Source organism: Tardiphaga sp. vice154, assembly GCF_007018645.1.
In the GTDB taxonomy this organism is placed as follows: Bacteria; Pseudomonadota; Alphaproteobacteria; order Rhizobiales; family Xanthobacteraceae; genus Tardiphaga.
In genome coordinates this window covers 904,681-917,390 of the sequence record NZ_CP041399.1, presented here as the reverse complement: position 1 = coordinate 917,390, position 12,710 = coordinate 904,681, and the positions used below count along the sequence as shown (strand labels likewise).

General features: G+C 66.1%; 11 protein-coding genes. 6 read left to right on the top strand and 5 right to left on the bottom strand.

Annotated features, from left to right (window positions below):
* The first annotated feature begins 111 nt into the window (after positions 1–111).
* The 3 genes from FIU28_RS04335 (at position 112) to FIU28_RS04325 (ending at position 4,017) form a co-directional block, all read left to right on the top strand.
* Positions 112–1,566, top strand: a complete 1,455-nt coding sequence (locus FIU28_RS04335) for a glutamate synthase subunit beta (protein WP_143571839.1) — start codon at positions 112–114, stop codon at positions 1,564–1,566.
* Positions 1,567–1,839: 273 nt separating this feature from the next.
* The gene (locus FIU28_RS04330; RefSeq protein ID WP_246660864.1) at positions 1,840–2,220 is read left to right on the top strand and encodes a hypothetical protein; all 381 of its coding nucleotides are present in this window, start codon (positions 1,840–1,842) and stop codon (positions 2,218–2,220) included.
* A gap of 174 nt (positions 2,221–2,394) precedes the next feature.
* Entirely contained in the window at positions 2,395–4,017 is a 1,623-nt protein-coding gene (locus FIU28_RS04325; protein ID WP_143571838.1) for an SGNH/GDSL hydrolase family protein, read from the top strand.
* A gap of 166 nt (positions 4,018–4,183) precedes the next feature.
* On the opposite strand, the gene FIU28_RS04320 is transcribed toward FIU28_RS04325, so the two are convergent.
* Positions 4,184–4,543 carry a CsbD family protein gene (locus tag FIU28_RS04320; protein ID WP_143571837.1) on the bottom strand — a complete coding sequence of 120 codons (360 nt, stop codon included), beginning with the start codon at positions 4,541–4,543 and terminating at the stop codon, positions 4,184–4,186.
* Positions 4,544–4,618: 75 nt separating this feature from the next.
* A complete protein-coding gene (locus FIU28_RS04315) occupies positions 4,619–5,947 on the bottom strand; it encodes a lytic murein transglycosylase (RefSeq protein ID WP_143576023.1) in 1,329 nt (442 codons plus the stop codon).
* Positions 5,948–6,253: 306 nt separating this feature from the next.
* Here FIU28_RS04315 and FIU28_RS04310 point away from each other — a divergent pair, with 306 nt between their 5' ends.
* Positions 6,254–7,138 (top strand): UTP--glucose-1-phosphate uridylyltransferase, encoded by an 885-nt coding sequence (locus FIU28_RS04310; RefSeq protein ID WP_143571836.1) that lies wholly within the window; start codon positions 6,254–6,256, stop codon positions 7,136–7,138.
* A gap of 162 nt (positions 7,139–7,300) precedes the next feature.
* Here the strand turns inward: FIU28_RS04310 and FIU28_RS04305 are convergent, their stop codons facing one another.
* Positions 7,301–8,794, bottom strand: a complete 1,494-nt coding sequence (locus FIU28_RS04305; protein WP_246660863.1) for a sensor domain-containing diguanylate cyclase — start codon at positions 8,792–8,794, stop codon at positions 7,301–7,303.
* A gap of 224 nt (positions 8,795–9,018) precedes the next feature.
* Between FIU28_RS04305 and FIU28_RS04300 the strand changes: the two genes are divergently transcribed.
* A complete protein-coding gene (locus FIU28_RS04300; RefSeq protein ID WP_143571835.1) occupies positions 9,019–9,291 on the top strand; it encodes a hypothetical protein in 273 nt (90 codons plus the stop codon).
* 12 nt (positions 9,292–9,303) lie between these two features.
* Here FIU28_RS04300 and FIU28_RS04295 read toward each other — a convergent pair whose 3' ends face one another.
* Complete coding sequence (locus tag FIU28_RS04295; protein WP_246660862.1) at positions 9,304–10,983, bottom strand: outer membrane beta-barrel protein; 1,680 nt, start codon at positions 10,981–10,983, stop codon at positions 9,304–9,306.
* 193 nt (positions 10,984–11,176) lie between these two features.
* Between FIU28_RS04295 and FIU28_RS04290 the strand changes: the two genes are divergently transcribed.
* Positions 11,177–12,202 (top strand): KpsF/GutQ family sugar-phosphate isomerase, encoded by a 1,026-nt coding sequence (locus FIU28_RS04290; protein WP_143571833.1) that lies wholly within the window; start codon positions 11,177–11,179, stop codon positions 12,200–12,202.
* A 59-nt stretch (positions 12,203–12,261) separates the two neighbouring features.
* Here the strand turns inward: FIU28_RS04290 and FIU28_RS04285 are convergent, their stop codons facing one another.
* Positions 12,262–12,696 carry an NfeD family protein gene (locus FIU28_RS04285; RefSeq protein WP_143576021.1) on the bottom strand — a complete coding sequence of 145 codons (435 nt, stop codon included), beginning with the start codon at positions 12,694–12,696 and terminating at the stop codon, positions 12,262–12,264.
* Positions 12,697–12,710: the final 14 nt, after the last annotated feature.

The window sequence follows — 12,710 nt, the reverse complement described above, 5'->3', positions numbered from 1 at the left end:
AAGCGACGCGGCAATCCAGAGGCCGCGAACTCCGCAAGAGCTGGATTGCTTCGTCGCAAGAGCTCCTCGCAATGACGAACAGCTAGAGACCGTTTGGGGCAGTAAGTCGTCATGGGCAAGATCACAGGTTTTCTCGAGATCGATCGTCACGATCGCAAGTACGCGCCAGTTTCCGAGCGCCTCAAGGGCTATGGCGAATTCGTCATTCCGCTGGACGAGAAGGAAACGAAGGACCAGGCTGCGCGCTGCATGAATTGCGGCATTCCGTATTGCCACGGCACCGGTTCGGTGCTGCCGGGCACGCCGGGCTGCCCGGTCAACAACCAGATCCCGGACTGGAACGACCTCGTCTACAACGGCAACTGGGAAGAGGCGTCGCGCAACCTGCACTCAACCAACAATTTCCCGGAGATCACTGGCCGGATCTGTCCGGCGCCGTGCGAGGCGTCGTGCACGCTCAACATCGACGACAACCCGGTGACCATCAAGACCATCGAATGCGCCATCGCCGACAAGGCGTGGGAGAACGGCTGGCTGAAGCCGGAGATCGCGCCGCATAAGACCGGCCGCACCATTGCCGTGGTCGGCTCCGGCCCCGCAGGCCTCGCCTGCGCGCAGCAGCTGGCGCGCGCCGGCCATGACGTCCACGTCTACGAGAAGTTTGCCAAGGCCGGCGGGTTGATGCGCTACGGCATTCCCGACTTCAAGATGGAAAAGCACGTCATCGACCGCCGCGTCGCGCAGATGGAAGCGGAGGGCGTCACCTTCCACTATAATTCTCCCGTGGGCGGCGACACGCCGGGCGCGATCGACCCCGCCGAGCTGGTGAAGAAATACGACGCCGTGGCCCTGACCGGTGGCTCAGAAGCCGGCCGCGATCTGCCGATCCCCGGCCGCGCCTTGCCGGGCGTCCATTTCGCGATGGACTTCCTGCCGCAGCAGAACCGCCGCGTCGGCGAAGAGCCGCTCGGCGAGCGCGCCGAGATCCTCGCCACCGGCAAGCATGTCGTGGTGATCGGCGGCGGCGACACCGGCTCGGACTGCATCGGCACCTCGTTCCGCCAGGGCGCGCTGTCGGTCACCCAGCTCGAGATCATGCCGGCGCCGCCGGAGCATGAGGACAAGGGCATGACCTGGCCGAACTGGCCGCTGAAGATGCGGACCTCGTCGAGCCAGGCCGAAGGAGCGCGCCGCGAATTCGCCGTGCTGACGCGGAGCTTCACCGGCCACGGCAAGGTGGAGAAGCTCAACTGCGTGCAGGTCGATGACAAGTTCAAGCCGATCCCGGGCTCCGAATTCGAACTCAAGGCCGATCTGGTGCTGCTGGCGATGGGCTTCGTGCATCCCATCCACGAGGGCATGGTGAAGTCGCTCGGCGTGGAGCTTGATCCGCGCGGCAACGTCCGTGCCGCGCTCACCGACTTCCAGACCTCGATGCCCAAGGTGTTCGCCGCCGGCGACATGCGCCGCGGCCAGTCGCTGGTGGTGTGGGCGATCCGCGAAGGCCGGCTGTGCGCGCGTGCGATCGATCAGGCGCTGATGGGAACCACGACGCTGCCGAGATAGAACTCGGTTTCTTCCTTCTCCCCTTGTGGGAGAAGGTGGCGCGGGCGCAGCCCGCGTCGGATGAGGGGGCTTTGGGCTGGGAGCTTGTGGCGCCCCCCTCACCCGTCTCGAACCGTTTCGCGGTTCGATCCACCCTCTCCCACAAGGGGAGAGGGGAACAGCGCCACGCATGTGGACAAATAAATCTCTGCTTCGCGCCATCACAGAAAAGCACGAATGCTTCGGCATCCTGATGCCGTAAACAGTCCTGCACTCCCCGCGCGAAGGCCCGCCTTGCTCATTTCTTTCGTCACCGGCACCGCCGGCCGCTTCGTCATGGGCGCCGCCATGACTCTCATCGCCGTTTCACCTGCTGCAGCGATGCCGCAGGCGGTCGCCATCAGCGCCGGCTCGTTCTTCGCCGCCGCCACGCAATGCGAAACCCGCGACCTGATCTCGGCGGGACAGACCGCGGCGCTGCGCAAGGCGCTCGATCGCTATCTCTCGGCTTCCGACCGGCGGCAGATCGAAGCCGGCTACAATCGCGGCCTTAAGGATTCCACGCTTTACGTCGTCGAGCTGAAAAGCTGGGAACCCTTTACCCCGGACTCCGCCAGCTGCTACCGCGTGCAGGGCGTGCTTGACGACTACAAGAGCCATCTCGACCCGGCGTGAGGGAGGGCCCCTACCGAGGGGCGGGCGCGGCGCGTAGCCGGTGCCGCTCACCACGCCGCCAATCCGCGCTTGACGAACCGCGCCGGCCGCGTTTGATGGCGGCGGGCTGCCCGCTTGCGGCCTGAATCCGGGTGTAGACGGGCTTGGAACTCTCATCGGTTGCGGTCGAGGCGCATGTCACAGAAGCCGAACTTGCCGTGGTTGTCGCGTAGCGCCGTTGTCGTGCTCGCGGGCACCCTGTTGCTCGGCATCGTGGCGCCGGCCTCGGCGCAGTTCTTCGGATTCGGAGGGCCGCCGGAGCGCCAGCAGCCACGGGAGCGCGAACGCGGTTTCGGCTGGTTCGGCGGCAACGACACGCCGTTCTTCGCCCCGTTCCAGCAGCAGGCGCCGAAGCGGCAAGCGCCCCGGGAAGATTATTCCCGCGCTCCAGCCTCTGAACGCCGCGATTCGACCGCGGAACGCAACGTGCTGGTGCTCGGCGATTCGATGGCCGACTGGCTCGGCTATGGCCTCGACGACGCCTATTCGGAACAGCCCGACATGGGCGTGATCCGCAAGCACAAGACCGTCTCCGGCCTGCTGCGCTATCAGCCGAAGGGCGATCCGGCCGACTGGGCCGCCGCCGCCAAGGCTATTCTGGCGACCGAAAAGCCCGACGCCATCGTGGTGATGCTCGGCCTCAACGACCGCATCGCCATCCGCGAGCCGGACAAGGCCGACAAGAAGGGCAAGCTCCGCCCCGACGGCACCTCTGAACCAGCCAATCCCGGCGACGATGCCGATTCCAGCCAGGACATCGCCGACCCCGGTTCGATCGCGGCGCCCGAGCGCGGCGCGCGCAGCGCGGCCGGTGGCGTGGTGGATTTCCGCGACGACCGCTGGGGCGAGCTCTACAGCAAGAAGATCGAGGAGATGATCGCGGTCGTGAAGGCCAGGGGCGTGCCGGTGCTGTGGGTCGGGCTGCCCGCGGTGCGCGGCACCAAGGCCACCGCCGACATGCTGTACCTCAACAGCCTGTATCGCGATGCCGCCGGCAAGGCCGGGATCACCTATGTCGATGTCTGGGACGGCTTCGTCGATGAAGGCGGCCGCTTTCTGCAGCAAGGGCCGGATTTCGAGGGTCAGATCCGCCGGCTGCGCTCCTATGACGGCGTCTATTTCACCCGCGCCGGCGCGCGCAAGCTGGCGCATTATGTCGAGCGCGAGATTACCCGGCTGATGGCGGCGCGCACGGGCCCGGTGGCGCTGCCCAGCGAGCCCGCGACGCCCGATGCCAAAGCCGTTCCCGGTGCGCCGCCGCCGCGTCCGCTTGCCGGTCCGATCGTGCCGCTGGTGGCCTCGATCGTCGGCACCGACCAGTTGCTCGGCGGCCCCGGCGTGCGCCCGGTGGCGGCCGACCCGTTGGCATCGCGCACCCTGGTCAAGGGTGAACCGCTATCGGCCCCCGCCGGCCGTGCCGACGACTTCGCCTGGCCGCGCCGCGAGGTCGGCCGCGAACAGGCCCGCGGCGAACCGGTCGCCGCCATCGCTCCCGCCACCCTGAGCGCGGGGAGCCTGACCGGCCCTGAAGGCGCCCCGACCACGGCGGCGCCCGCCGCACCGAAGCCCAAGCCGAAGCCGGTGGCGACGATGGACGCCCCGGCGCCTTCCGGCATCGGCAGCTTCTTCGGCTTCGACGAGCCGCGCCGCGCGCAACCCGCCCCGCCGCAGCGACCGGCGGCAGCGCAGTCGCGCAACGGCCCGCGTCCGGCCAATGGCGGCCCTTCGGCCTCAGCCCCGGGCTTTTTCCTGCGCTAGGCCAGAGCGACAGGACGGCGACATCTGGTTGGCATCGCCTTCCGGTGGGTTTTCGACCGTAGCGAAACGAAAAACCCCCATCCTTTTCAGAATGAGGGCTTGATCGAAGGTCCGGTTTGACTGCTCTCAGCCATACTGGTCCGCGTCAGCGACCGGCCTTGTCTTCTTAGTACCAGCGGTTCGGACGGCGCGGCGCCGGGCGGGTCAGCAGCATCGCCAGAGCGAAACCGATGCCACCAGCGACCAGCAGCGCGCCGAGTGGATTGTCAGAAACCTGCTTCTTCACGGCCTGAGTGCCATCGCGATAGACATCGCTGTCGATAGCGTCCTTGGCGTAGCTCACGGCTGCGTCGGAGGCGTCGCGAACGGCGTCCTTGGCTTGGCCATAGAGATTCTGCACGGTGCCTTCGGCCTCGCGGGCGCGGCCCGACGCTTCGGTCTTGGCATCGCCGGTCAGATTGCCAACGGCGCCTTCAATCTTGCCTGCGGCATCCTTGGCGGCGCCGGCGAAACGGTCCTTGTCCATGATCTCGTTACTCCATGAGAGAATTCTCAGCCTCAGTAACCCCCAAGGTCGCGAGGGGTTCCCGGCCATGTAACGTCATCTCCCGCGCAACCTCTCCAGCACCTCAGACGACGCAAAGCCGTCCGCCGGTGCCCCGATCGAGGCCTGGTACGCCCGCAGCGCCTCACGGGTCATGCCGCCGAACTGACCGTCCGGCGTTCCCTTGTAGAAGCCGCGCTGCACCAGCAGCTGCTGCAGCTCCAGCCGCTCGGCGCGCGACAGCACGCGCTCCTGGCGCGGCCACGGCTGCACGAAGGGCGGGCCACCGCGCAGCCGGTCGGCGAAATGGCCGATCGCCAGCGCATAGGCCTCGGCCGGATTGTACTTCATGATGACGCGGAAATTCTGCTGCATCAGGAAGCCCGGCCCGCCGGCACCGGCCGGCGCCAGCAAATAGGCCTTCTCATTCGGGCGCGGGAATGGCTGGCCGTTGGGGCGCTTCAACCCGAGCGCCTCCCATTGCGCCAGCGTCATCGACTTGGCCTTGTCGGCCAGCAGATAATTGAGCCCGGCCGGCAGCACGACTTCATAGCCCCAGCTTTGCCCGCTCTGCCAGCCGTCTTTCTTCAAATTGTTGGCGGTCGAGAAGATCAGGTCGGTCGGATTATCGACCACGTCGCGGCGGCCGTCGCCGTCGCCGTCCACCGCGAAGCGCTTGAAGGCGGTCGGCATGAACTGGGTCGGGCCAAACGCGCCGGCCCACGAGCCGCGCAGCTGCTCGGGGCGAAGGTCGCCGCGGTGCAGGATCTCCAGCGCCACCAGAAACTCGTCCTTGAAGTAACCCTGGCGGCGACCGACGCAGGCCAATGTCGCCGTCGAGCGCAACACGTTGCGGTCGCCCATCTGCGTCGAGTAGTTGCTCTCGATGCCCCAGATCGAGGCGATGATGTAGCGGTCGACGCCGTAGGTCTTTTCGGCCGCGTCGAAGATGGTTTTGTACTGCGCCAGCACCTCGCGACCCTTGGCCATCCGGGTTTCGTTGACCAGGATGTCGAGATAGTCCCACAGCGCCTTGGTGAATTCCGGCTGCGAATCCATCAGGTCCATGATGCGCAGGTCTGGCGTCAGGCCTTGGGTGAAGCGCTGGAAACTCTCCTGCGAAATGCCGCGACGTGCGGCATCGGGCCACAGGCCCGCGACGCAATTGTCGAAATTGGCCGCGGCCTCGCGAATGGCCTGCGCTGTCATCAAGGGATGGCCGGAGGCGCCGTCCTCGCCGGTCCACGGTTGCACGGCGCCCGGCGCGGCCGGCTGTGGCGGCCCGGCCTGCGCCGGCGAGTTGCTCTTGAACATGTCGAAAATGCCGAACGGGCTGCCTTGCGCCTGCGCCGCTACGGGCCATGCCAGCAATAGCACGCCGCACATCGCCGCGCGACCCACACGCCTCCGGATCGGGCTTTGTTGCAACGCGGGAGTGGCAGGTCGAATCATTTTCATTTTGGAATCCAGCCATGACATTCTGGCGACAGCAGGCCCGGTCGCGGTTTCGATCGGCTTAATGCCATCGGATATTGATCCGCCGCATGGTGAGGTTAGCCCGAGCGGCGATGATACGCACCACAGATTAGCCGTTGTTCCCGGTTGCAAATGGAACTGCCGCAGGCAATCTACGTTTGCCTGCACGTCCGGTTTCCCTCCACGTCTTCCTTCAAGTCAAGCAAAGTCCCCCTGATGAAAATTCGTAAAGCCGTTTTCCCGGTCGCTGGCCTTGGCACGCGGGTTCTGCCCGCCACCAAGGCGATGCCGAAGGAAATGCTGACCATCGTCGATCGCCCGCTGATCCAGTATGTGGTCGATGAAGCGCGCGAGGCCGGCATCGAACATTTCATTTTTGTCACCGGCCGCAACAAGGGCATCATCGAAGATCACTTCGACCACATGTTCGAGCTCGACGAGAGCCTGAAGAGCCGCAACAAGTCCAAGGAAATTGCCGAGCTGGCACGCTTCCAACCCGAAGCCGGCGAGATGAGCTTCACCCGCCAGCAGGCCCCGCTCGGCCTCGGCCACGCGGTGTGGTGCGCGCGCGAGCTGGTCGGCAACGAACCCTTCGCCGTGGTGCTGCCGGACGAGCTGGTGCTCAACTCGCCGGGCTGTCTGAAGCAGATGATCGATATCGCCAATGAGCTCGGCGACAAGTCGAACCTGGTCGCCGTCGAGGAAGTCCCGACGGCGCTGACGCATCAATACGGCATCTGCGGCGTCGGCGCACGTCACGCGTCGCGAGACAATGCTTTCACCATCGACGGCATGGTCGAGAAGCCGCCGCAGGGCACCTCGCCGTCCAATTTGTCGATCACCGGACGCTACATCCTGCAGCCGGAGATCTTCAAGATCCTGGAGACCCAGGAGCGCGGCGCCGGCGGCGAGATCCAGCTCACCGACGGCATGATCAAGCTGGCGCAGAGCCAGACATTCTACGGCGTGGAATTCGAGGGCGAGCGGCACGATTGCGGCTCCAAGCCCGGCTTCCTGCGCGCCAACATCGCCTTCGGGCTGCAGCGTCCCGATCTGAGCGAAGGCCTGCGCGCCGAGATGAAGCGCTATCTGGGAGAGTAGCTCCCAATTGTCATTCCGGGGCGCGAGCGCGCAAGCGGCGAGCGAACCCGGAATCCCAAGATGTTCAGAACAATTCGAGATTCCCCGCCACTCCAATTGGAGTGGCTGAGGTCTGCGCCATCACGCTTCGCCGTCTGCCGTATCCCGAAATGACAGCTACATTTACGCGGCCATCAGCAGATGCGGTGGCACCGCGATGATCGACTGGTTGCGGCCGGCGGCTTTCGCCGCGTACAGCGCCTTGTCGGCGGCTTCGACCAACTCGCAGAATTCCATTGTCACCAGCGGCACCATGCTGGTGACGCCGACGCTGATGGTCAGCGCGCCGGGATCGGCCGGCAGCGCCGCAACACGAAGCCGGATCCGCTCGGCGACGATAAGCGCCTCGTCGGCCGAAACCCCCGGCAGTAATACCGCGAATTCCTCGCCGCCATAGCGCGCCGCACAGTCGCCGGCGCGGATCGCCGACGCCTGGATGCAGCGGGCGATCGCGACCAGGGCCTGGTCGCCGGGCTGGTGGCCAAAGGTGTCGTTGAACTGCTTGAAGTGGTCGGCGTCGATCAACAGCATGGCCAGCGGGCGCGATTGCCGGATCGCGCGTCGCCATTCCGCATCGATCGCGGTGTCGAACTTGCGGCGGTTGTGGAGACCGGTCAGCGCGTCGGTGGTGGCGAGTTCTTCCAGCCGGTCCTCGGCGCGGGCGCGCCTCCCGATCTCGCGCGCCGAGAACAGCGTCACCGCGGTGATGAACACCGCAAGCCCGAGCATGATGCTGCCGATCCGCAGCGCCTGCTGTTTCCACCGCGCGTAGATGTCGGCCCACGGCTTGGCGACGATCACCACCAGCGGCCGGCCGCTGTCGCGCCAGACATAGAGCCGATTGATCCTGTCGATCGCGCCGATCCCGGAATAGAATCCGTTGGCCCGCGCCAGCAATTTCATCACGTCCGCGGCCTTGCTGACGTCGCGCCCGTCGAAATCGGGATTCGACGGCGCGCGCAGAATGGCAACGCCGTCTCGGCGGACCACCGTGATTTGCTCGTCGGCATTCAGCCGCAGACGGCCGAACAGGTCGTCGAAATAGGAAAGCTTGATGGCCCCGGCCACCACGCCGGCAAAATTGCCGTCGCTGTCGGTAATCCGGCGGCTCAGCATGATCGCCGTGCCGCCCCGGTACGGCGCCGGCTGACTGATGAACAGCCCGCGTTCGCCATCCGTGCGATGCACCTTGAAGAACTCTTCGGCCGCGCTGTTCTGCCGGGCCGGCTGCAGCGCCGCGGAATCGATCGAGAGATTGCCCTGCGCATCGAACACCTGGAGGGCGCCGAGATAGGAAGCCGACGCGGCATGGTCGAACAGGATCAGCTGGCGCATTTCGCGGCTGACCTGGCCGATCTCCGGCATCGTCAGGCCGGCCAGCACGGCCCGCAGTGACAGGTCGTAGACCTCGACGGTGCGGCCGATGTCGGCATCCAGGGTGGTGGCGAGGTTCTCGTTGCTTCGCCGCGCCAGCGTCTCCTCGCCGCGCCGCATGTCGAGCATCACGCTGCCGCAAACGATCGAAAAGCCGAGGATCGCGACCAGCGAGGACAGAATCAACAACTTGGCCGAAGACGGCCAGCTCCTGATACCCGTTCCTGCCCTGATCGCTCGCACGGCGTTCTCCTGTGCCATCTGGATCGCACGCCAAAGCTTGCCGAGCACTTAAATCCCGGCCCGAGTTCCGCCACGCCGTTAATGGTCCGTTTCCAAAACCGGCGGCAACAGAACAATGGGGTGCCTGGATATGGGAAGACGGTTGCGTGACGCCGGGCGGTCTCGCGCTGGCCTCCTGCCGCGCATCCTTGTATGACGGTCGCACACCCCGCCGAGGATCTGCCGTGCCCGATTACGACCTGCTGCGCGACCATTTGAGCAAACAGACGCTGGACGAATTCGTGCTCAGCATGGAGGCGATCGAGGAGATCCTCGACGACGCCCTGCCGCGCGCCTCGTTTCGCGCCTCGTGGTGGGAAACCGAGCGCGCCCCGGACGAAAAAATGCCGCAACGCGAAGCCTGCATCGCCGCAGGCTACATCGCCACCCGCCTGCCGGACGGATCCGGCGTACGGTTCCGCAAGAAGTCAGCGAAGTTCATGCGGAAGTGGGTGTGAGAAAACGCGCTTCTATCTCTGCAGCCTGACGCCCAGCATCACTACGGTCGCGGCGGTGCTGGCGCCCTGGATGTTGGAGTCGAGGATGTCGCGCCGTGCCTGCAGCTTGAGCTGCACCTCGCGGTTCAGCTTGAATACCAGATCGCCCTGCAGCGAGTATAATTTGTCGTTGCGCGGATTGTCCTGATATTCCTGCGTGCCATAGGTGAAGCGGCCGATGGCGGTGAGCCAGCGGCGGAAATCATGATCGACCTGCGCGGTGTAGTTGCGCGTGAGCACGCCGGATACGCCGGGCACCGTGGTTTCATCGATCGAGGTCGTCGCGAACATCCGCACGGTGGTGAGCGGCGTCGCGGTCCAGACCAATGACGCCGCGGTCAGCAGGCCGGTCAGGTTGTTAAGCCGCGGGTCCGAATAGCTGCGCGCGGTGTAGCCGATCGAGACCTCGCCGGTGATCAGGCGGGTGAATTCGAAGGTGGTGCCGGCCTTGATGTAGCCGCCGTTGGAATCGCGCAGAAAGCCGAAGCGGTCCGGCGTCACGTCATGGACGCGGGTGTCGCCCTGCAGCTCGACGAATGGTTTCAGGCCCGGCAGCACCTCGAAGCCGACGCGGCCGAGCCCGCCATAGCGGATAAAGTCGCGGTCGTTGTTGCTGGTCGAGGTGCCGTCGGTGAGTTGGGAGTCCTGATACTTGGTGCGGTCGATCAAGGCGTCGAGCCTGACCTGCAGGCGGTTGAAGTCCTGCTCGATACCGAGCGTGCCGCCGAGCGTGGTGAACAGCGGAAACTTGGAAAGGCCCGCCTGGATGTTCGGGCTGCCGGGATTGTCGGCGCCGACGCGCAGCCGGACCTGGCTGTTGATGCGGGTGTCGCGTGTCACGTCGATGCGGCCGTCGATCTTGCCGGTGAAGTCGATGCGGTCGACATTGACCGGCGACGGCGAAATCTGCTGCGGGGCCGAGGGAAACGTCCGGTCGTAGCCGTCGAACGAGCCGCGCAGGTCGACGATCACGGAATGCCGGCTCCAGTCCGACGCCGCCAGCACTTCGGGCGCGATCCGGTAAAACGCCGAGCCTTTCGGCGGGATCAGGCGCGCCGGGTTGTCGTTGTAGCCGCCATAGATCTCGACCGCGGACTTCACCAGGAAGCTGCCGACATAGACGCCGGTCGGGCCGAACGGATCGGTGTCGATGCGTAGCCGCTTGCGCGGCGGCTGTCCGGGAACGAGGCCTCCGACCGAGGCCGAGATTCTCGGCCGGTTATTGCGCGGGTCGAGCGAACGGGTGAGCGCCGGCGCCGCGTCCTGCGGCGGCAGGCTGCCGGGACCGGGCGGCGGCTTCGGCCGGCGTTGCCCGGGATAATATTTCACCAGCTTGCGGCGGCGGTTCACCGAATCGAAGCCGGTGTTGGAGAGCCCCGCGCCAAAGGCGGCAGCATTGCCGTAGGTCACCGGCTGGCCGATGCGCGACGGCGCGATCGGGCTGGTTGCGAGGGTGCGCTCGCTGGCCGGTGTCTCCGGGCTGGGGCGCAGCGGCAAGTTCTGCGGCGCCACGAAGCTGCCTTGCACCGGGGTCAGCAAATCGGAGGTCAGGGCCTGGCCGAGCACCGGCAGCGGCGCCATCGCCAGCCATAGACCGGCCGTCAGCGCGCAAGCCGTTTTCGCGCGGTTCCGGCGGTCCAGGGCGGGACCCATGTTCACGATCCGCAAACTCCAGCAACATCAAGATTTTGGCGGCACAGGCAGGTAGCCCGCGACCGCCGCATGGTTAAGGGAGTTAAAACGGATATGGTTAATAGGCGGTTGAGATTGCCGGCCTGCTTGTTTCGCCAGCGCGCGCCGGTCGTGCTAGAATATCGCAGAAATCGACGACCGGGACACCAGACTGATGGCACTCTCCACCCAGGCAACCGCCCCCATGACCGACCAGGCGATCCCGGCCCAAGCTGACCAGGCCATCGCCTCGGCGCTGCGCACGCTGGAGGCAGAGGCCGGCGGCGTCGCCGCGCTGGCGGCGGCCCTGCAGTCGGACAAGCTCGGCGCCGCCTTCATCGCTGCGGCCGAGTTGATCCGCCACGCCCGCGGCCGGCTGATCATTACCGGCCTCGGCAAATCCGGCCATATCGGCCGCAAGATCGCCGCGACCTTCGCCTCGACGGGGACGCCGGCCTTCTTCGTTCACGCCGCCGAAGCCAGCCATGGCGACCTCGGCATGATCACCGCCGACGACGTCATCATGGCGCTGTCATGGTCCGGCGAGCAGCCGGAAATGAAGAACCTCGTCACCTACGCCAAACGCTTCAAGATCGGCATCATCGCGATGACCTCGGACCCGGGCTCGACGCTGGCGCAGGCCGCCGATGTCGCGCTGAACCTGCCGAAAGCGCGCGAGGCCTGCCCGCATAATCTGGCGCCGACCACCTCGTCGCTGATGATGCTGGCGATGGGCGACGCGCTCTCGATCGCGCTGCTGGAAGGCCGCGGCTTTACCTCGGTGGACTTTTCGGTACTGCACCCCGGCGGCAAGCTCGGCGCGATGCTGAAATATACCCGCGACCTGATGCATGCGGGCCCGGCCGTGCCGCTGAAGCCGCTCGGCACCAAGATGTCGGACGCGCTGGTGGAGATGTCCTCGAAGGGCTTTGGCTGCGTCGGCATCATCGACAGCAACGGCCACGTCGTCGGAATCGTCACCGACGGCGATTTGCGCCGCCACATGCGGGCCGACCTGATGACCGTGTCGGTCGACGAGGTGATGACGAAGAATCCCAAGACCATCAGCCGCGACCTGCTCGCGCTGGAAGCGCTGGAGATGCTGAACTCGGCGAAGATCACCGCGCTGCTGGTGACCGACGCCAGGAAGCCGATCGGCATCGTGCACCTGCACGACCTGCTGCGCGCGGGCGTGGCTTAGTCACACATGGTCATTCCGGGGCGCGAGGGCATGGCCCGAGCGAACCCGGAAGGACAGTTCTAGAGCACTGCCACCGTCAGGCGGACGCCTTCGGCCTTGACGATCTGGACCCGCGCACCGACCGGCGCATCGGGACCAAAGATGCGCCAGAACGTATCGTCGACCCGCAACCGGCCCTCGCCGTCGACGATCGGCTTGTCCAGCGTGAACTCGCGGCCGATCAGCGCCTCGCCGCGCTTGTTGAGCCTGTTGGAGCCCAGCTTCGGCTGCGACGCGCCCCGCCAAAGCGGCACCGCGGCCACCGCCGCCAGCGCGAACATCAGGATCTGCGCCTGCCAGGAAAGCTCCGTCGCAAACGACAATCCGCCGACGATCATCGCCGCCAGCCCGAGCCAGAACAGGAACACGCCGGGAGCCAACAGCTCCAGCCCCATCAGGACCGCGCTGAGGATCAGCCAGGACCACGGCCCCAGAGAGGAAAACGTCTCGATCATCATGGCAGTCCTTG

What these genes read in the sequence shown, in the direction of transcription:
- FIU28_RS04335 (WP_143571839.1), top strand. Translation starts at nt 112, where the DNA reads ATGGGCAAGATCACAGGTTTTCTCGAGATCGATCGTCACGATCGCAAG.
- FIU28_RS04315 (WP_143576023.1), bottom strand. Translation starts at nt 5,947, where the DNA reads ATGTGCGGCGTGCTATTGCTGGCATGGCCCGTAGCGGCGCAGGCGCAA.
- FIU28_RS04310 (WP_143571836.1), top strand. Translation starts at nt 6,254, where the DNA reads ATGAAAATTCGTAAAGCCGTTTTCCCGGTCGCTGGCCTTGGCACGCGG.
- FIU28_RS04290 (WP_143571833.1), top strand. Translation starts at nt 11,177, where the DNA reads ATGGCACTCTCCACCCAGGCAACCGCCCCCATGACCGACCAGGCGATC.
- FIU28_RS04325 (WP_143571838.1), top strand. Translation starts at nt 2,395, where the DNA reads ATGTCACAGAAGCCGAACTTGCCGTGGTTGTCGCGTAGCGCCGTTGTC.
- FIU28_RS04285 (WP_143576021.1), bottom strand. Translation starts at nt 12,696, where the DNA reads ATGATCGAGACGTTTTCCTCTCTGGGGCCGTGGTCCTGGCTGATCCTC.
- FIU28_RS04320 (WP_143571837.1), bottom strand. Translation starts at nt 4,543, where the DNA reads ATGGACAAGGACCGTTTCGCCGGCGCCGCCAAGGATGCCGCAGGCAAG.
- FIU28_RS04295 (WP_246660862.1), bottom strand. Translation starts at nt 10,983, where the DNA reads ATGGGTCCCGCCCTGGACCGCCGGAACCGCGCGAAAACGGCTTGCGCG.